This is a genomic window from Streptomyces sp. NPDC041122 (assembly GCF_055592445.1).
Map to the genome: position 1 here is coordinate 1,351,902 of NZ_JBVIYQ010000002.1, position 19,224 is coordinate 1,371,125.

Genomic DNA, 19,224 nt, shown 5'->3' on the forward strand with positions numbered 1-19,224 from the left:
CGGTCAGGACGGCGTGCTCGCCGTCGCGGTCCGGGCCGTCGGCGGCTCGAACCGCATCGGCGTGATCTGCTGGACGTCGTACCGGCTGCGCATGCGCTTCACCGCCTCGGGGTCCACCGAGTCGCCGGCGGACCAGATCTCCGCGATCTCCTCGAAGTAGAGCTCGTGGTCGGGCGACGGCGAGCTCTGGAACAGCATGCGCACCGGCTTGTCCGTGGCGTTCCTGAAGGCGTGCGGGGTGTTGGGCGGTACGAACATGCTGCTGCCCGCGGCGGCCCGCACGACCCGGTCGCCGTCGGCTGACTCCCAGTCGAGCCAGTCGTCGGTACGCTCGGCGGGCTCGAACGCGAGCAGCTCCAACTCGCCCTCCAGGATGTAGAAGAACTCCTCCGCGTGCTCGTGGAAGTGACCGCCCGTGTCGAACCCGGGCGGCACGACCACCTCGAAGATGGACGCGGAGGAGCCCTGCGCCCCCGTGGCCTTGAAGGTCACTTCCTGCGCCTTCGTGACCAGCTTGTGCCCCTCACCCGGCAGGCGTACGAGGTCGCTCATGCGATCAACTCCTTGCGTGGACGGTAGCGATCGCAGTCACGCTATGACCCTTACCTCAAGCGGGACTCGGGCCGTGCTCCCGGCGCCTTGCGACCCAGAGCGCGAGGACCACCGAGCTCACCGCGGCGCACGCGCACCACGTCGAGATGTACTCCTGCCGCCACAGCGCGGCGGAGACCGCGGCGCCCACGGCGACCAGGACGCCGAACAGGACGAGACCCCGGTCGCCGGAGAGCAGGAGGGAGCCGATGGTGGCGAGGAGGTAGCCGACGACGATCAGCTCGGACCGCGGCAGCCCCAGGGAGTACCCGACGGTGTGCCCGCGGATGTCGGCCGTGACGGTGCGGGTGGCCAGCGCGTACGCGAGCACCGCCGCCGTCGTGGCTCCGAGCGCGAGCGGGACGAGCAGTCGGCGCCGGGCGTGCGGCGGCGCGGCGCACAGCACGGCCGCCGGTACCCAGACCGCCAGCAGGGGCAGGGCGACGACGGCCCAGGCGAGCGTGGCGGGCCCGCTGCCGCCGCCCTGGTGCCAGACCGCGGCCTCGATGATCTGGTGGGCCCCCAGGAGGAGTGGCAGCGCCGCCAGGGGCAGGTCGCGGGGGCGCCGGGCGGCCAGGGACACCGACACGACCCCGACCGCCGCGATGCCCGTACCCGCCGCGAGATCGGCCGTCGCACTCCAGCACATGGCAGCAACGTTACGGCCGCGTCCGCGGGGCGGCGCGGCGGGTGTGTGCGGGCAGCCGTGCCGGACGGTTCGCGCGCATGCCAACTCGCGGGTCGGCTACGTAAACTGGCCGCCATGGCATGCCGCATCAGCGAACTGGTCCTCGACGTCGCCGACCCCGAGCGGCTCGCCGCGTTCTGGAGCGAGGTCCTCGGTTACGTGGAAGTCGGCAGGGAGGACGACGGAAGCATCGAGATCGGCCCGCCGGGCGTCGGCTTCGGCGGGCTCCAGCCCACCCTGGTCCTGAGCCCTGCGGCCGACCCACGGCCCGGGAAGCTCCCGCTGCACATCGACGTCAGCGCCACCGACCGCGACCAGGACGCCGAGCTGGAGCGGCTGCTCGCGCTCGGCGCGAAGCCGGCCGACGTCGGCCAGACCGGTGACGAGGGCTGGCACGTCCTGAGCGACCCCGAGGGCAACGTCTTCTGCCTCCTGCGCGCCCGTCTCCCCCTCCCCTGACCGGGCGGGGGGCGACCGCTTCGCGCCCCCGGGGCCGCGCGGGTCCGGGGGCGGGGGCGAGAGGTCCGCTCGGGTCACGCGGTGGTGTGCGTCAGCTCCTGGCTCAGGTGGTGGGCCAGTTGCGCGGGTGTGGGGTTCTCGACGATGGCCACCATCGCGATCTCCATGCCGGTCAACGTCATCAGGGTCTTGGTGAGTTCGAGCGCGGTGAGGGAGTTGAGCCCGTTCTCCAGGAAGTTGCTGTCGTCGGACAGGTCGGTGTTGAGGAGCTTCCCGGCCTGGACGCGGATGGTGTCGGTGAGGAGCTGCTCGCGCTCCTCGGGGGTGGCCGCGGCGAGCTGCTTCTCCAGGTCGGTGGCGTCCTGGCCGGGGGTGTTGCCGTTGGTGGTCATGAAGGCTCCTGTGTGAGTGGGTGGTCGGCGTGTCACACCGCGGGGCGCGCGGTGTGGTCGTGCAGCCAGTAACGCGTGGCCTGGAAGGGGTAGGTCGGGAGGTCGACGGCCCGCGGGGCGGGGGTGCCCCCGACGAGCGGCGTCCAGTCGACGGTGCCGCCGGTCGTGTGGAGCTCCGCCAGCGCCGTCAACAGGGCTCGCGCGGCGGGCAGTTCGGGGGGCCCGGCGTTCGCGAGGAGGAGGGTACGGGTGTCCGGGGCGGCGGAGTCGGCGGCCGGTGACGTCAGGTGGTGGTGCCAGTAGGCGGGGGAGGCGACGGGGGTGTCGGCAGGGGCCGTGCTCGTGAGGGTGAGCGTGGGGGACTGGAACGTCAGCTGCTTCAGCACGGGTTCGTAGGTGTCGGGAGCAGCCGACCCGGGGTCCGTGGCCGTGACGTGCGCCGCGGCGAGGCGGCACGCGTCGTCGAGGTCCAGGATCCCCGCGGCGTACGCGGCCGCGATGTGGCCGGTTCCGTCCCCCGTGAGGCCGTGCGGATGGACCCCGGCCTCCCGCAGCAGCCGCGCGAGCGCTGCCAGGACCGCGAAGTGCACGGCCTCGGCCCGGTCCGGGTGCGGGGATGCGAAGGGGGCGGCGGGCAACGGGTCGGCCAGGCGCGCGCTCAGCGAGCCGTACGCCTTGTCGAAGGCGGCGGCGAAGTGCGGGAAGGCGGCGTGCAGTTCGGCGGCGCGCGTCGCGTCCGCCGGGGGAGCGCCGGCGAAGTGCCAGAACAGCTTCCGCGGGTTCGTGGCTCCGTCGTCGTCCGGTGCGCCGCGGACCACCGCCGGGTGGTCGTCGCCGGTGGCGAGCGCGCGGGTGGCGGCGAGCAGCTCCGCCCGGTCCGCGCCGATGAGGACGGCGCGGTGCGCCAGCGGAGTGCGGGTGGTCGCGAGCGCGTACGCCACCTCGCCGGGGGACGGTTCGGGGTCGGCCGCCGTCAGATGGGTGACCAGGGACTCCGCCACGGTCCGCAGCGCCTCGGGGGTGCGCGCCGACAACGCCCAGGCCACCACCGGCGGTTCGGGGGAAGCACCGGCCGCCGGTTCGGGGAGCGGCGGCTCCTCCAGGATCAGGTGGGCGTTCGTCCCTGAGGTGGCGAACGCCGAGATGCCGACCCGGCGGGGCTCCTCGCGGCGCGGCCACCCGACCGCCTCCGTGAGCAGGCGGACCCCGCCCTTCTTCCAGGCCGCGAGCGGGGTGGGGCGGTCCACGTGGAGCGTGGGCGGCAGGGTGCCGTGCCGCAGGGCCTGGACCATCTTGATGACGGCGGCGGTACCGGCGGCGCCTTGTGTGTGCCCCGTGTTCGACTTGACGGAGCCGAGCCACAGCGGCCGGTCCGCGGGCCGGCCGGCCCCGTACGTGGCGAGCAGGGCCTGCACCTCGATGGCGTCGCCGATGGGTGTGCCCGTGCCGTGCGCCTCGACGGCGTCGACCTGGTCGGGCGCGAGCCGGGCGTCGGCGAGCGCGGCGCGGATCACCTGCTGCTGGGAGGGGCCGTTGGGGGCGGCGAGGCCGTATCCGGCGCCGTCCTGGTTCACCGCGGAGCCGCGGATGACGGCGAGCACGGGATGCCCTTCGCGCTGCGCGTCGCTGAGCCGTTCGAGGAGCACGAGCCCGACCCCCTCGCCCAGGCCCATGCCGTCCGCCGCGGCGGCGAACGGCTTGCAACGGCCGTCCGCGGAGAGGGACTTCTGGTGCGCGAAGGCGTGGAAGGTGTGCGGTGTCGACATGACGGTGCCGCCGCCGGCCAGCGCGAGCCGGCACTCCCCGCGGCGCAGCGCCTGACAGGCCAGGTGGATCGCGACCAGCGACGACGAGCAGGCGGTGTCCACGCTGATCGCGGGGCCCTCCAGGCCGAGGGCGTAGGCGATGCGTCCGGAGACGAGGCTGCCGGACGTGCCGCCGCCGAGATAGGGCAGCAGCTCGTCGGGCGCGGTGTCCAGACGGGTCGCGTAGTCGTGTCCGGTGGCGCCGACGTAGACGCCGGTGAGGGTGGAGCGCAGCGCGTGCGGGGCGATGCGGCCCCGTTCGACGGTCTCCCAGGCGAGATGGAGCATGAGGCGCTGCAGCGGCTCGGTGGCCACGGCCTCGTTCTCGCCGATGTCGAAGAAGCCCGCGTCGAAGCCCGCCGCGTCGTCCAGGAAGCCGCCGAGCGCGGCGTACGGGGGCTCGTCGGGGAGCTCCCAGGCGCGGTCGTCGGGGAACCCCGTGACGGCGTCGCGCCCCTCGGAGACCAGGTCCCACAGGTCGTCCGGGGTGCGGGTCTTGCCCGGCAGCCGGCAGGCCATGGAGACCACGGCGACGGGCTCGTGCCGCGCGGCCTCGGACTCGCGCAGCCGCTGCTGGGTCCGGTGCAGCTCGGCGGTCGTCCACTTGAGGTATTCGACGAGCTTCTCTTCGTTCGCCACGGGAATGGTCAGCCTTCCTGTTCTCGCGCGTGAAGCCTCAGGCGGGACCGAGTGGGACCGGGTGGGCAGGAGTGGACCGCACCTTGTCGCTGCCAGGGTCGCCGCGGCTGCTTAAGCGGGTCTAACCCCTGCCTTGCCGACCGGCCGCGCGGCGCGCTCACGTCACCGGCGGCGCCGCGTCGCGGGCCAGCGCCAGAAGGTCGGCGGCGATCTCGTCGGGCGCCCCGGCGTGCAGATCGTGGTCGGAGCCGGGGTACCAGCGCACGGTCACCCGCTCCAGGGACTCCTCGGCGGCGGCCACCCAGGCGCGCACCTGATCGGAGAGCCGGGGAATCGCCGGGATGATGGGCAGCAGCCGGACCGGCACACCGATCTTCGGGTACCAGTCCGCGGGGGCCTCCCGCTGCAGGCTCCCGACGATCGACATGACCTGCTCCGAGGTGAGGCGGGGGATGAGCAGCCCGTCCGGCCCGACGCGGTAGTCGGCGAGGCGCGCCTCGACGGAGGCGTCCGACCACTCGGGGTGGGTGGCCCTGAGGTAGGCGCGCATGTCGGCCGCGCTGGTCGTGCCCTGCTGCGCTCCCCGTACGACTTCGGCGGTGCGCTCCCAGAAGGCGCGCATCACCGGCCCGTCGAACTCGTACCAGCCGCCGTCGATCAGGACCAGGCCCGCGACCAGGTCGGGCCGCTCGGCCGTCAGGCGCAGCGCGAGGTGCGCGCCCCAGGAGTGGCCGGCGACCAGCGCGCCCGCCAGGTCGAGGGCGGTGACCGCCTCGGCCAGGTCCATGACGACGGCCGCGTTCTCGTAGCCGTCCGGCGGCGCGTCCGACTCGCCGTGACCGCGGTGGTCGACGGCGTAGACCGGATGCCCGGCGGCGGCGACCCGCTCGGCGACCTCGTCCCACATCCGGGCGTTCGAGAGCATGCCGTGCAGCAGCAGGTACGGGCGGCCCGTGGGCCCGGAGCCGCCCGCGGGCCGGTGCCGGACGTTGAGGGAGACGGTGTGCGACACGGGGATGCGGAGGTTCTTCACAGGCGGACCCTCGGGGTGGGATCGGGCGCGGGTCAGGGGCGCTGTGCGGTGGCGAAGATGTACCCGAGCTCGGGCATCTTGCCGAGGGCCGCCTGGTTGTGCAGGAAGAGTTCGTAGCCCTCGACGCCGATGATGTCGACGTACTCGTCCCGGTGGGCGCGGATCCACTCGACGTACCCGTCGTACGTCTTGGCGGTCTCGGCGGTGATGTCGGTCAGTTCGAGGACCGTCCAGCCGGCCGCGCGGAAGATGTCGGGGTAGTCCCCGATGTCGGTGAGCGCGGCGTAGATGGTGGTGTCGCTGACGGTGGCGGTCCGTGCCTTGGCCGGGTCGGGGTTGAGGTAGACCATGTCGGCGATCGGCATCCGCGCGCCGGGCTTCACCACGCGCAGGGCCTCGCTGAGCACCCGCTGCTTGTCGGGCATGTGGAGCATCGACTCCAGGGCCCAGCAGTGGTCGAAGGACCGGTCGTCGAACGGCAGGTTCATGGCGTCCACCTGCTGGAAGCGGACCCGGTCGGCGAGGCCGGCCTCGCGCGCCCGGCGGTTGCCGCGCTCGACCTGGCGGGCGCTGACGGAGATGCCGACCACCTCGACGTCGCGGGCGCGGGCCAGCTGCATGGCCGGGGTGCCGTTGCCGCAGCCGATGTCGAGGATCCGGTCACCGGGGGCGGGGTCGAGGCGCCGGATCATCTCGTCCGTCATCTGGATCATGGCCTCGTCGAACGTGGCGTCCTGGGCGCCGCCGTCGAACCAGTAGCCGTAGTGCAGATTGCCGTCTCCGAGCTGAGTCATCAGATCGAAGACCTTGTGGTCGTAGTAGTGGCCGATGTCGCTGGGCTCGGGGGCGACGGTCTTGTTCACCGTCGGGGGCTTCTTGGTCGTCGCGTTCTTCGTCACGACCTCAGCGTCGCGGCGCGCCGCACGGCGTCACAACCCCACCCCGGCCCCTGAACAGCCCCTAAGGCCGAAGGCCGCCCACCCCTAGTCCCACCCCTACGGACCGCTCCTTTGACGCGTCCTTGACGGGGGCCATACGCCCCGGGTGGTACACAGACGAAAAAAATGAGAGTACGCTCCGACTAGATATTGAGCTCTCTTTAGGAGGTCGACTCTCGTGTCAGATGTGGGTGCGCGGCGGTGGTGGGCCGTCGGAGCTCTCGTCCTCGCGTCGATGGTCGTGGGCTTCGACGTGACGATCCTGAGCCTGGCGCTGCCGGCCATGGCCGACGATCTGGGTGCGAACAACGTCGAACTGCAGTGGTTCGTGACGTCGTACACGCTGGTCTTCGCGGCCGGCATGATCCCGGCGGGCATGCTCGGCGACCGGTTCGGACGCAAGAAGGTGCTGCTCGCCGCCCTGGTGATCTTCGGCATCAGCTCGCTGGCCTGTGCCTACGCCACGGCGTCCGGCACATTCATCGGCGCGCGTGCGGTGCTCGGCCTCGGTGCCGCGCTGATCATGCCGACCACGCTGTCGCTGCTGCCGGTCATGTTCTCCGACGAGGAGCGGCCGAAGGCCATCGGCGCGGTGGCCGGCGCGGCGATGCTGGCCTATCCGCTCGGCCCGATCCTGGGCGGCTATCTGCTCAACCACTTCTGGTGGGGCTCGGTCTTCCTGATCAACGTGCCGGTCGTGATCCTCGCCTTCCTCGCGGTCTCGGCCTGGCTCCCGGAGTCCAAGGCCAAGGAGGCCAAGCCCTTCGACGTGGGCGGCCTGGTCTTCTCCAGCGTGGGTCTGGCCGCGCTGACGTACGGCGTGATCCAGGGCGGCGAGAAGGGCTGGACGGACATCACCACCCTGGCGCCCTGCGTCGGCGGTCTGCTCGCCCTGGTGCTCTTCGTGTACTGGGAGAAGCGGGTGGCCGACCCGCTGGTCGACCTCTCGCTGTTCCGCTCCGCCCGCTTCACCTCGGGCACCGTGCTCGGCACGGTGATCAACTTCACCATGTTCGGCGTGCTGTTCACGATGCCGCAGTACTACCAGGCGGTCCTCGGCACCGACGCGATGGGCAGCGGCTTCCGGCTCCTGCCGATGGTCGGCGGTCTGCTCGTGGGTGTGACGGTCGCCAACAAGATCGCCAAGGGGCTCGGTCCGAAGACCGCCGTCGGCCTCGGCTTCGCGCTGCTGGCCGCCGGACTCTTCTACGGCGCGACCACCGGCACCGACAGCGGCACCGGTCTGGCCGCCGCGTGGACGGCGGCCTACGGACTCGGCCTCGGCATCGCCCTGCCGACCGCCATGGACGCGGCCCTCGGCGCGCTGTCGGAGGACTCCGCGGGTGTCGGATCCGGCGTCAACCAGTCGATCCGTACCCTCGGCGGCAGCTTCGGCGCGGCCATCCTCGGTTCCGTCCTCAACTCCGGCTACCGCAGCAAGCTCGACCTCGACGGGGTGCCCGAGCAGGCGCAGGGCGCGGTCAAGGACTCCGTGTTCGGAGGCCTCGCGGTCGCCAAGGCGATCAAGTCCTCCGCGCTCGTCGACTCGGTGCGCGCGGCGTACGTCCACGCCCTGGACGTGGTCCTCGTGGTCTCCGGAGGCCTGGGCCTGCTCGGGGTGCTGCTGGCCGTGGTGTGGCTGCCACGCCATGTTGGTCAGAGCACCACCAAGACAGCAGAATCTGAGCATGAAGCCGCAGACGCAGTCTGACCAGGGCAAAGCCGTGCCTGGACTGAGAGAACGCAAGAAGGCCCGCACGAAGGCCGCAATCCAGCGGGAGGCGGTGCGCCTGTTCAGGGAACAGGGGTACTCCGCCACGACCATCGAGCAGATCGCCGAAGCCGCCGAGGTCGCTCCCAGCACCGTCTTCCGCTACTTCGCGACCAAGCAGGACCTGGTCTTCTCGCACGACTACGATCTGCCCTTCGCGATGATGTTCCAGGCACAGTCGCCCGACCTGACGCCGATCCAGGCCGAACGACAGGCCATCCGGTCGATGCTGAAGGACATCCCCGAACAGGAACTGGCCCTGCAGCGCGAGCGGTTCGTGCTCATCCTCAACGAGCCGGAGCTCTGGGGGGCCAGCCTGGGCAACATCGGCCAGACCATGCAGCTGATGAGCGAACAGGTGGCCAAGCGGGCCGGCCGCGACCCGCGGGACCCCGCGGTGCGGGCCTACACCGGGGCCGTGTTCGGGGTGATGCTGCAGATCTCCATGGACTGGGCGAACGATCCGGAGATGGACTTCGCGGCCACGCTGGACGAGGCGCTGTACTGCCTCGAAGACCTGCGGCCGTGATGCGGCCGCACACCCGGAGGAGCGGATGACCTTCCGCCCCTCGACCAGACGTCGTACGCGGCGGCCACCGGCTGCCGGGTGCGACCCCCGCGCCCCTCAATTCCCCCGCAGGGGCGCGGGGCTCAAGGGGGCAAGAACGACCGCGCGTGGCTACGGTCCCCCCGGCTGCCGCGTACGGTCCAACCTGGCGTGCTCCGACTTCCCTCGGCGGAGCACGCCAGGGGTCTGTCCGCCGTCCGTGGGTCGCGGCGTCCGCGCGGTGCGGCGTCAGGTCCCGGTGACCGTCGCCAGCGACGTCGTGACGATGGCGGCCACCTCGTCCTGGCAGCCGTTCAAGTAGAAGTGCCCGCCGGGCAGCACGTGGAGGGCGAAGTCCGCGGTGGTCCGCTCCCGCCAGGTGGCGGCCTCCTCCGGTGTGGTCCGTTCGTCGGCGTCACCGATCAGCGCCGTGATCGGGCAGTCGAGTCGCTCGGGTCCGGGCGCCTCGTACGAGCCCACGGCGCGGTAGTCGGCGCGCAGCGCGGGCAGGATCAGCTCCTGCAGCTCGGGGCTGCCGAAGAACCGCTCGTCGGTTCCGCCCATCGCCCGCAGGTGCGCCAGGAGGTCCGCGTCACCGAAGACCGCCGACCCGTCCTCCGGCCGGTAGGGGCGCGCGAGTCCACCGGAGACGAACAGGTGCGTGGGCAGCCCCGGCAGGCCGGGGCCCGGCCCGTGCTGGAGCCGTCGCGTCACCTCGAAGGCCACGATGGCGCCCAGGCTGTGCCCGAACAGCGCGAACGGCTTCCCGTCGCGCGGGAGTTGGTCCGTCACACCGTCGGCGAGTGCGGCCACCGAGTCCAGGCACGGCTCCCTGTGCCGGTCCTGCCGCCCCGGATACTGCACGGACAGGACCTCGATGCCCGGCGAGAGCAGGGCGGACAGCCCGAAGTAGTAGCTCGCCGAACCGCCCGCGAACGGAAGACAGACCAGCCTCACCGGTGCCGTCGCGGAGCCGTGGTACCGCCGCAGCCACACCCCGGCCCCGGTCTTCCGCGCCGCCTGCGCCGTGCCCCTGTCCATCGCACTCCCTCTCGTCCCGCTCCGCCGCCGTCGGGCCGCGCGGCCCCGGGCGAACGCGCGCCGCCCGCCCCCGATGCTGGCCGCGGCGCATAGCGCGGGTCTAAAGCGGCAGGCGGCTAGCGGCGGTTTGGTTCGCCTTTAGAGAGCCCGCCCACGATGAGCCCGGTACTCGTAGCGATCTCCGATTTCGGACCGGGAGCGCCGTTGATGTCTTGTGGCAGCCAGTTGTTCCGACGTCGACCGCGGCTGACGTGATGGCGTCGGGAACCGCGTCCGGGGCCGGTGAGGGTGTCGGACCCGAGCCGGTCGCGGTGGTCGGAATGGCCTGCCGGCTGCCCGGCGCGGCCGGTCCGGCGGCGTTCTGGCGGCTGTTGAGCGAGGGGCGTGACGCCGTGCGCGACGCGCCGCCCGAGCGCCGAATGGCCGACTCCCCACTCCGGGGGCCCGGCGGCTACCTGGACCGGATCGACGGCTTCGACGCGGCGTTCTTCCGCGTCAGCCCCCACGAGGCCGTGGCGATGGACCCCCAGCAGCGGCTGCTCCTCGAACTGAGCTGGGAGGCCCTGGAAGACGCGGGGATCCGGCCGGACCGACTGGCGCGGAGCCGCACCGGGGTCTTCGTCGGCGCCTTCTGGGACGACTACGCGCACCTCCTGGACCGCGGGGCCGAAGCCGCCGTCACCCGGCACACCATGACGGGCGTGCACCGCAGCATTCTGGCCAACCGCGTCTCGTACACGTACGGCTTGGCCGGGCCGAGCCTGACCGTCGACACCGCGCAGTCCTCCTCACTCGTCGCGGTGCACCTGGCCTGCGAGAGCATCCGCGGCGGCGAGAGCGAGACGGCGCTCGCCGGCGGCGTCAGCCTCATCTGCTCGCCGCGCTCCACCGAGCTGGCCGAGGCCCGCTTCGGCGGGCTCTCCGCCACGGGGCGCTGCCACACGTTCGACGCCCGTGCCGACGGCTTCGTACGGGGCGAGGGCGGCGGACTCGTGGTGCTCAAGTCGCTGGCGGCGGCCCGCCGCGACGGCGACACCGTGTACTGCGTGATCCGGGGGAGCGCCGTCAACAGCGACGGCGCGACCGACGGACTCACCCGGCCCAGCGGGCGGGCGCAGCGCGACGTGGTGCGGCTGGCCTGCCGCAGGGCCGGGCTGACGCCGGACCGAATCCAGTACGTGGAACTGCACGGCACCGGCACGCCCGTCGGGGACCCCGTCGAGGCCGCCGCGCTCGGCGCCGCGCTCGGACAGGACGGGGCACGCACGGCGCCGCTCGCGGTCGGCTCCGCCAAGACGAACGTCGGTCACCTCGAAGCCGCCGCCGGCGTCGTCGGGCTGCTCAAGACCGCGCTGAGCATCCACCACCGGCAGCTCGCGCCGAGCCTGAACTTCACCGCGCCTCATCCGGCCATCCCGCTGACCGACCTCGGCCTGAGGGTCCAGCAGGACCTGACGGACTGGCCGCACCCCGAAGAGCCCCTGACGGCAGGGGTGTCCTCGTTCGGCATGGGCGGCACGAACTGCCATGTGGTGCTGGCAGGGGCGCCTGGGGTGGGTGAGGGTGGGGGGACTGCCGCGGCGGCTCTCGCGGCGACGTCCGCCCCGGCTGAGGGCGTGGGGTCCGTTGCGGCCGGGGGCGCGGCATCCGCCCCGGCCCCCGGAAACCCCCGCGCCACCGCGACGGCACCGCCCACCCCCTGGCCCGTGAGCGGTCACAGCGCCGACGCGCTGCGGGCCCAGGCCGGGCGGCTGCGCGACCACCTGCGCGGCCTCCCCGCCGTGCCCGATCCGTCGCGGGTCGGGCACGCGCTGGCCCGCACCCGTGCGCCCCTCACTCACCGCGCCGTCCTGCTCGGCGGTGACACCGACGGACTGCTCGGCTCCCTCGACGCGCTCGCCGAGGGGACGGACACCCCGTCCGTCGTCCGGGGCGAGGCGGACGGGGACCGGGACGGGAACGACAAGGTCGCCTTCCTGTTCAGCGGGCAGGGTGCCCAACGGGCCGGAATGGGCCGCGAGTTGTACGCGGCCTTCCCCGTGTTCGCCGACGCCCTCGACGAGGCCTTCGCCGCGCTCGACGGCCATCTGGACCGCCCCCTGCGCGAGACCGTCCTCGGCGAGGACCCCGCACACCTCTCCCTCCTCGACCGGACCGCCTGCACCCAGCCCGCGCTCTTCGCGATCGAGACGAGCCTGTACCGCCTGGCGGAGTCCTTCGGGCTGCGGCCCGCCTACGTCCTCGGCCATTCGGTCGGCGAGATCACCGCCGCCCACGTCGCCGGCGCCCTCTCCCTGTCCGACGCGAGCGCCCTGGTCGCGGCGCGCGGCCGGCTGATGCAGACGGTGCGGGCGCCCGGCGCGATGGCCGCCTGGCAGGGGACCCCGGACGAGGTGGCGGAACTGCTCGCCGGGCGGGAGGAGCGCGTCACCCTCGCCGCCGTCAACGGCCCCGACTCCGTCGTGGTCTCCGGCGACCGCGACACCGTCGACGAACTGACCGCCACCTGGCGGGCGCGCGGCCGCAAGGCCCACCGCCTGAAGGTCAGCCACGCCTTCCATTCGCCGCACATGGACCCGGTCCTCGACGAACTGCGCGCCGTCGCCGCCCGCCTCACCTTCCGCGCCCCCACCCTCCCCGTGCTCTCCAACCTCACGGGGCGGCCCGTCTCCGGAGCCGAGTACGGCGACCCCGATTACTGGGCACGGCACGCGCGCGAACCCGTTCAGTTCCTGGCCGGTATAAGGGAGTTGTGCGAGCTCGGCGCGACCACCTTCGTCGAACTCGGCCCGGACGCGCCCCTCTCCGCGATGGCCCGCGCGTGCTTCCCCGTACCGTCCCAGGATCCGAGCCGCCCCCGCCCCGCGGCGATCGCCGTGTGCCGCCGCGGGCGCGACGAGGCGACCACGTTTATGACGGCCCTGGCGCAGGCGTACGTACGCGGTGCCGATGTCGACTTCACTCCCGCGTACGGGGAGCTCGATTCCGCGTCCGTCGACCGCGCTTCCGCGTCCGGGGGCCGCGCCGAGGCCGGCGGCCGGCTGAGCCTTCCCACGTACGCCTTCCAGCGCGAGCGCTACTGGCCGAAGCCGATCCCGGCCGCGGCCCCGCAGGGCGCCGTCATGCCTGCCGGACAGGACCTGGGGCACGCGGGCGGGACGTCGGCGTCGGCGTGGGCGTCGACGGACGGGACGGAGTCCGGGGACCGTGCGCCGGCGACGGGCGGGGCGCGGACCGAGCTCGCCGGGCGGCTCGCCGCGCTCACGGTCGCCGACCAGGAGCGCACCCTGCTCGGCCTCGTCGCCCAACATGTGGCCGCCGTGCTCGGCTCGGCCTCGGGCACGGTCGAAACCGCCCGTACCTTCAAGCAGTTGGGCTTCGACTCGATGGCCGCCGCCGAGCTGAGCGAGCGGCTCGGCGCGGCGACCGGCCTGCCCCTGCCCGCGACGCTGACCTTCGACCACCCGACCCCCGCGGCCGTGGCCGCACACCTGCGCGCCGAGGTCACCGGCACACCCGCCGACGCCGCCGCGGCAACCGTCCCGCCGGCCCTCACCGGCAGTGATGCCGCCGACGAGGACCCGGTCGTCATCGTGGCCATGAGCTGCCGATACCCGGGCGACGCCACGTCACCGGAGGACCTGTGGCGGCTGGTGGCCGACGGCACCGACGCCGTCGGGGAGTTCCCCACCGACCGCGGCTGGGACCTGGAGCGCCTGTTCCACCCCGACGCCGACCGGTCGGGCACGAGCAGTACGCGCCAGGGCGGATTCCTCTACGACGCCGCCGACTTCGACGCCGAGTTCTTCGACATCAGCCCGCGCGAGGCGCTGGCCGTCGACCCGCAGCAACGACTGCTCCTCGAATGCGCCTGGGAGGCTTTCGAGCGGGCGGGCCTGGACCCGCGGACGCTCAAGGGCAGCCCCACCGGCGTCTTCGTCGGCATGACGGGACAGGACTACGGGCCCCGGCTCCACGAGCCGTCCCAGTCCACCGACGGCCATCTGCTGACCGGCAGCACGCCGAGCGTCGCCTCCGGCCGCCTCGCGTTCAGCTTCGGCCTGGAGGGGCCCGCCCTGACGGTGGACACCGCCTGCTCGTCGTCGCTGGTCACGCTCCACTTGGCGGCGCGGGCGCTGCGCAGCGGCGAGTGCGAGCTGGCGCTGGCCGGCGGCGTCACCGTGCTGGCCACACCCGGCATGTTCACCGAGTTCTCGCGCCAGCGCGGTCTGGCGGCCGACGGCCGCTGCAAGCCGTTCGCCGCGGGCGCCGACGGCACGGGGTGGGCCGAGGGCGTGGGCCTCGTGCTGCTCGAACGGCTCTCGACCGCGCGGCGCAACGGCCATCGTGTGCTGGCGGCGGTGCGGGGTTCCGCGATCAACCAGGACGGCGCGAGCAACGGCCTGACCGCCCCCAACGGCCCCTCCCAGCAACGCGTCATCCGCGCCGCTCTCGCCGACGCCCGCCTCACGGCGGACGAGGTCGACGTGGTGGAGGCGCACGGTACGGGCACGACGCTGGGCGACCCGATCGAGGCGCAGGCGCTGCTGGCGACGTACGGGCAGGGCCGGGCCGGGGACCGGCCGTTGTGGCTGGGTTCGGTGAAGTCGAACATCGGTCACACGCAGGCGGCCGCGGGTGTGGCGGGCGTCATCAAGATGGTGATGGCCCTGCGCCACGGGGAGTTGCCGGCCACGCTGCACGTCGACGAGCCGAGCGGTCATGTCGACTGGTCGACGGGCGCGGTCCGGCTGCTGACCGAGCCGGTGGCGTGGCCGCGCGGCGAACGACCCCGCCGGGCGGCGGTGTCCTCCTTCGGCATCTCGGGCACGAACGCACACCTGGTCCTTGAGGAAGTCCCCGAGGAAGTGTCTGGGGAGGCCCACCGACCGCAGCAGGAGCCGGGCCGGGGCGCGGCGGATCGTCCCGTGCTGCCGTGGGTGGTTTCCGGGCGCTCCGCGACAGCACTGCGCGAACAGGCGCACCGGCTGCATGCGTTCGTGACCGCTCACCCGACCGCGACGGCGGCACAGGTGGGGCGGGCGCTCGTGGCCACGCGGGCGGTCTTCGAGCACCGGGCCGTGGTGGTGGGGCGCGACCATAAGGCGTTGACCGCGGCCCTGGGCGCCCTCGCGTCGGGTGAGGCGTCGCCGGATGTGGTGTCCGGTGTGGCCGGTGATGTGGGTCCTGGGCCGGTGCTGGTGTTTCCGGGGCAGGGGTCGCAGTGGGTGGGGATGGGTGCCCGGCTCCTGGATGAGTCGGCGGTGTTCGCGGCGCGGATCGGTGAGTGTGAGCGGGCGCTGTCGGCTTACGTGGACTGGTCGTTGACGGATGTGTTGCGTGGGGATGGGAGTGAGCTGTCCCGGGTCGAGGTCGTGCAGCCGGTGCTGTGGGCCGTGATGGTGTCCCTCGCCGCCGTGTGGGCCGAACACGGCGTCGTCCCCGCCGCGGTCGTCGGCCACTCCCAGGGCGAGATCGCGGCGGCCGTCGTCGCCGGGGCGCTCACCCTGGAGGACGGGGCGAAGATCGTGGCCCTGCGCAGCCAGGCGCTGCGGCAGCTCTCGGGCGCGGGCGCCATGGCCTCGCTCGGAGTGGGGCAGGCGCAGGCCGCCGAGCTCATCGCGGGCCAGGACGGTGTCGGTGTCGCCGCCGTCAACGGGCCTTCCTCCACCGTCATTTCGGGCCCCCCGGACCAGGTCGCCGCCGTCGTCGCCGAGGCCGAGACGCGCGGTCTGCGGGGCCGTGTCATCGACGTCGACTATGCCTCGCACAGCCCTCAGGTGGACGCCATCGCCGACGAACTGACCCGCACGCTGGCGGGCGTCCGCCCCGTCGCCGCACCCGTGGCGTTCTACTCGGCCGTGACCGGCACCCGCGTCGACACCACGGGTCTCGACACCGACTACTGGATCACCAATCTGCGGCAGCCGGTCCGTTTCGCCGACGCCGTCGGCGCGCTCCTCGCGGACGGGCACCGGGTCTTCGTCGAGTCGAGCAGCCACCCGGCCCTCACCCTGGGCCTGCAGGAGACCTTCGAGGAGGCCGGGACCGACGCGGTCACCGTGCCGACGCTGCGACGCGACGACGGCGGCCTGGACCGGCTGGTCCTCTCGCTGGCGCAGGCCTTCGGCGCCGGGTGCGCGGTCAGGTGGGAGGACTGGTTCCCGGGCGCAGGGACGTCCGGCATCGAGCTCCCCACGTACGCCTTCCAGCGGCGCCGCTACTGGTTGGAGGCGCCCACGGGCGGCCAGGACGCCGCCGGGCTCGGCCTCGGCCCGGCCGGGCATCCGCTGCTCGGCGCGACCGCCGAACTCGCCGACGGAGACGTCCGGTTGCTCACTGGCCGTATCAGCCGCCACAGCCACCCCTGGCTCGCCCAGCACACCCTGTTCGGCACGCCCGTCGTGCCCGCGTCGGTGCTCACGGAGTGGGCGCTGCGCGCCGCCGACGAGGTCGGGTGCGCGGGCGTCGAGGACCTCACGCTCCGGGCCCCGCTGACGTTGCCCGAGGACACGGGCGTGCAGGTGCAGATCGTGATGGGGCCCGCGGACACCCGCGACGGCCACCGTGAGCTGCACGTCTACGCCCGTGCCGAGGACGAGACCGGACCCGACGGGGGCGGTGCGCCGTGGACCTGCCACGCGGACGGTCAGCTGGTGGTGGAGCCCGTCCGGACGCCGACCGGAGGCGGCACGGGTTCGGCCGGTGAGGGCACGGCGGACGAGGCGTGGCCGCCGCCCGGCGCCGAGCCCGTCGACCTGACCGGTTTCTACGAGCGGGCGGCGGATGCCGGCGTCGGCTACGGGCCCGCCTACACGGGGGTACGTGTGGTGTGGCGACGGGGCACCGAGCTGTTCGCGGAGGCGGTGCTGACCCAGGAGGCCCCGAACGCGGCCGGGTTCGGGATCCATCCGGCACTGCTCGATGCCGCACTGCATCCGGCGCTGCTCGGGGACCGCCCGGCCGACAGCGAGGGCGGGGACGACGGCCGGGTATGGATGCCGTTCGCCCTGACGGGGGTGTCCCTGTGGGCGACGGGCGCCACGTCCGTACGGGTCCGTCTCACCCCGCTGGACGACGACGGGCCGGCCGGGACGCCGGGCGAGAGCGGGCGGACCTGGCGGGTCGCTGTGAACGACCCGACCGGCGCGGAGGTGCTGACCTGCGAGGGCCTGGTCCTCGTGGCGGCGGGCGCCCGCGAGATACGGGCCGCGGGTGGACGCGTGTCCGACCTCTACGCGCTTCAGTGGGTGCCGGGGCCGACGGTGACGGCGGCCGGAGCGGAGGGCGCGAGGGCGGGTGTCGCGTCCGGCTGGGCGGTCTTGGGGGAGGGCGGACACGAGTCTCTGGGCGCGCTCGTCGCGGCGGTCGAGGGTGGGGCGCCCGTGCCCTCCGCGGTCCTGGTCGATGTTCCCGGGGCCGAAGCGGGCTCTTTGGTCGATGGGGTCGATGAAGCCGGTGCGGTCGGTGGTGTGGGGGAGGCCCGGGCCGGGTTGGCTGCGGCGCGGTGGGCCGACGACCTCGTCGAGCAGTGGCTCGGCGACGCACGGTTCGCCGACGTCCCGCTGGTCTTCGTGACGCGTGGCGCGCTCGCGGTGGGCGACGGTCGGCTTCCCGTTCCGGCGGTCGCCGCCGTACGAGGGGTCGTGGAGGCCGCCCGATCGACGTACCCCCGGCGCTTCCTCCTCGTCGACACCGGCGTCGACGGCGCGCGGGCGGGGGAGGGCGGCCCGGGATCCGACCTGGAGCGCGCCGTGGGCATGGCTCTCGCCGCCGACGAGCCACAACTCGCCCTGAGCGCGGGGAACGTCCTCGTACCGCGCCTTGCCCCCACGGGTGTCACGGACGGTGAAGGGCGGGGCCTCGACCCGGACGGCACCTTGCTGATCGCCGGGTCGGCGGGGCCGGCCGAGGTGTCGGTCGCCGCCATCGCGGAACATGCCGTACGGACCGGGGAGTGCAGGCACCTGTTGCTGCTCACTGACTCCGGTGCGGAAGCGCCCGGCGTGCCCGAACTGCACGCGATGGCAAAGGAGTTGAGGTCCGGTGGCGCCACCGTCCGCTTGATCGAGGCGGACCTGACGGACCCGGCCGCCCTCACCGAGGCCCTCGCCGCGGTGGACCCCGACCGCCCCCTCACCGGCGTCATCCACGTCACCGCCGCCCCCGCCACGGCAGCCCCCGCCGGTAGCCCTCCGGCCGCCACCTTCGCCGAGACCTGGGCCGCGAGCGCCGGCGTCACGGCCGCCCTGCACCGCGCGGCCGCGAACGCCACCGCCCACCGGCCGCTGGCCCTCTTCGCCGTCCTCTCCCCGGCCGGTGCCTCCGTGGGAGTCCACCGGTCCGCGGCGGACGCCGCTGCCGACGCGTTCCGCGAGGCCCTCGCCCTGGGGCGGCACTCCGCCGGCACGACGGGTGTGGCCCTGACGTACGGCCCCCCGAGCGCCCCCGCCTCCACCCCTGCCTCCGTCGCCGTCCCCGGCCGGGGTTCCGGCCCCCGTATCAAGAGCACACCCCCCGGCCGCCTCCCCGCCCTCCTCGACGCCGCACGCGCACACGGCGGCCGCCCCCTCTTCGGGGTCCGCCCGGCCGTCGGCGCCCTGGACGACGACGACGTCGCCGCGCTGCCCGCCGCCCTGCGCGCCCTGGCGGCGGCGCGGCCCCCGGCCCGCCGCACCGCCGCCGACCGCCGGCCCCCCACGGACTGGCCCGCCCGCCTGGCCGGCCTCTCCGCGGCCGAACAGCTCCGGCTTCTCGTCGACGCCGTGCGTACCCACGCCGCCGCGGTCCTCGGGCGCACCGACCCGGAGGCGCTGCGGGGCGACGCCACCTTCAAACAGCTCGGCCTGGACTCGCTGACCTCCGTCGAACTGCGCAACCGGCTCGTGGAGGACACCGGGCTCCGCCTGCCCACCGCCCTCGTCTTCCGGCACCCGACCCCGGCGGCCATCGCCGGCCACCTGCGCGAGCGGCTGACCGGACAGGGCGAGGAGCGCGCGGCCGGCGCGCCCGCGCGGGTGACGGCCGACTCGCCGCCCGGCGCCGGTTCGGTGCTGAGCGACCTGACCCGCATGGAGAACGCCCTGGCCGCGCTCGCCGACGAGCTGTCCCACGGCGAGACGGACGAGATCACGACGCGGCTCGAGGCGCTGCTCACCCGGTGGAGGAGGACGAACGCCACCGCGGACGAGGACGACGGCGCCGCCGACCGCCTCAAGGGCGCGTCCGCCGACCAGATCTTCGACTTCATCGACAACGAGCTGGGTGTCGGGCACGACACCTCGCGCGCGACCCCCACTCCGAAGGCCGGGTGACCCCAC

11 protein-coding genes are annotated in these 19,224 nt (G+C 73.8%); 4 read left to right on the forward strand and 7 right to left on the reverse strand.

The features are described 5' to 3' along the window. Nucleotides 1-3 precede the first annotated feature (3 nt). Both ACZ6B8_RS12210 and ACZ6B8_RS12215 read right to left on the reverse strand, forming a co-directional pair. A complete protein-coding gene (locus ACZ6B8_RS12210) occupies nucleotides 4-552 on the reverse strand; it encodes a cupin domain-containing protein (RefSeq protein WP_471607149.1) in 549 nt (182 codons plus the stop codon). Between the two features lie 55 nt (nucleotides 553-607). Then, on the reverse strand, nucleotides 608-1,240 hold the full coding sequence (locus ACZ6B8_RS12215) for a DUF6629 family protein (protein ID WP_471607150.1): 633 nt from the start codon (nucleotides 1,238-1,240) through the stop codon (nucleotides 608-610). A 114-nt stretch (nucleotides 1,241-1,354) separates the two neighbouring features. Here ACZ6B8_RS12215 and ACZ6B8_RS12220 point away from each other — a divergent pair, with 114 nt between their 5' ends. Beyond that, nucleotides 1,355-1,738, forward strand: coding sequence for a VOC family protein (locus tag ACZ6B8_RS12220; protein WP_471072342.1), 384 nt, complete (start codon nucleotides 1,355-1,357; stop codon nucleotides 1,736-1,738). A gap of 74 nt (nucleotides 1,739-1,812) precedes the next feature. Here the strand turns inward: ACZ6B8_RS12220 and ACZ6B8_RS12225 are convergent, their stop codons facing one another. From ACZ6B8_RS12225 to ACZ6B8_RS12240, 4 genes are all read right to left on the reverse strand, one after another. Then, entirely contained in the window at nucleotides 1,813-2,130 is a 318-nt protein-coding gene (locus ACZ6B8_RS12225; RefSeq protein ID WP_471072339.1) for an acyl carrier protein, read from the reverse strand. A 32-nt stretch (nucleotides 2,131-2,162) separates the two neighbouring features. After that, complete coding sequence (locus ACZ6B8_RS12230; RefSeq protein WP_471607151.1) at nucleotides 2,163-4,574, reverse strand: type I polyketide synthase; 2,412 nt, start codon at nucleotides 4,572-4,574, stop codon at nucleotides 2,163-2,165. Nucleotides 4,575-4,731: 157 nt separating this feature from the next. Then, nucleotides 4,732-5,607 (reverse strand): alpha/beta fold hydrolase, encoded by an 876-nt coding sequence (locus ACZ6B8_RS12235; RefSeq protein ID WP_471607152.1) that lies wholly within the window; start codon nucleotides 5,605-5,607, stop codon nucleotides 4,732-4,734. A 32-nt stretch (nucleotides 5,608-5,639) separates the two neighbouring features. After that, entirely contained in the window at nucleotides 5,640-6,506 is an 867-nt protein-coding gene (locus ACZ6B8_RS12240) for an SAM-dependent methyltransferase (RefSeq protein WP_471072330.1), read from the reverse strand. Between the two features lie 217 nt (nucleotides 6,507-6,723). Here ACZ6B8_RS12240 and ACZ6B8_RS12245 point away from each other — a divergent pair, with 217 nt between their 5' ends. After that, the gene (locus tag ACZ6B8_RS12245) at nucleotides 6,724-8,256 is read left to right on the forward strand and encodes a DHA2 family efflux MFS transporter permease subunit (RefSeq protein WP_471072327.1); all 1,533 of its coding nucleotides are present in this window, start codon (nucleotides 6,724-6,726) and stop codon (nucleotides 8,254-8,256) included. Between the two features lie 13 nt (nucleotides 8,257-8,269). After that, nucleotides 8,270-8,845, forward strand: a complete 576-nt coding sequence (locus ACZ6B8_RS12250; RefSeq protein ID WP_358707263.1) for a TetR/AcrR family transcriptional regulator — start codon at nucleotides 8,270-8,272, stop codon at nucleotides 8,843-8,845. A gap of 267 nt (nucleotides 8,846-9,112) precedes the next feature. Here ACZ6B8_RS12250 and ACZ6B8_RS12255 read toward each other — a convergent pair whose 3' ends face one another. Further along, nucleotides 9,113-9,904 (reverse strand): thioesterase II family protein, encoded by a 792-nt coding sequence (locus ACZ6B8_RS12255; protein WP_471607153.1) that lies wholly within the window; start codon nucleotides 9,902-9,904, stop codon nucleotides 9,113-9,115. Between the two features lie 254 nt (nucleotides 9,905-10,158). On the opposite strand from ACZ6B8_RS12255, the gene ACZ6B8_RS12260 reads away from it, so the two are divergent. After that, nucleotides 10,159-19,218 carry a type I polyketide synthase gene (locus ACZ6B8_RS12260; protein ID WP_471607154.1) on the forward strand — a complete coding sequence of 3,020 codons (9,060 nt, stop codon included), beginning with the start codon at nucleotides 10,159-10,161 and terminating at the stop codon, nucleotides 19,216-19,218. Nucleotides 19,219-19,224: the final 6 nt, after the last annotated feature.

Coding starts and splice junctions, on each gene's coding strand:
- ACZ6B8_RS12210 (WP_471607149.1), bottom strand. CDS start 552: ATGAGCGACCTCGTACGCCTGCCGGGTGAGGGGCACAAGCTGGTCACG.
- ACZ6B8_RS12215 (WP_471607150.1), bottom strand. CDS start 1,240: ATGTGCTGGAGTGCGACGGCCGATCTCGCGGCGGGTACGGGCATCGCG.
- ACZ6B8_RS12220 (WP_471072342.1), top strand. CDS start 1,355: ATGGCATGCCGCATCAGCGAACTGGTCCTCGACGTCGCCGACCCCGAG.
- ACZ6B8_RS12225 (WP_471072339.1), bottom strand. CDS start 2,130: ATGACCACCAACGGCAACACCCCCGGCCAGGACGCCACCGACCTGGAG.
- ACZ6B8_RS12255 (WP_471607153.1), bottom strand. CDS start 9,904: ATGGACAGGGGCACGGCGCAGGCGGCGCGGAAGACCGGGGCCGGGGTG.
- ACZ6B8_RS12260 (WP_471607154.1), top strand. CDS start 10,159: ATGGCGTCGGGAACCGCGTCCGGGGCCGGTGAGGGTGTCGGACCCGAG.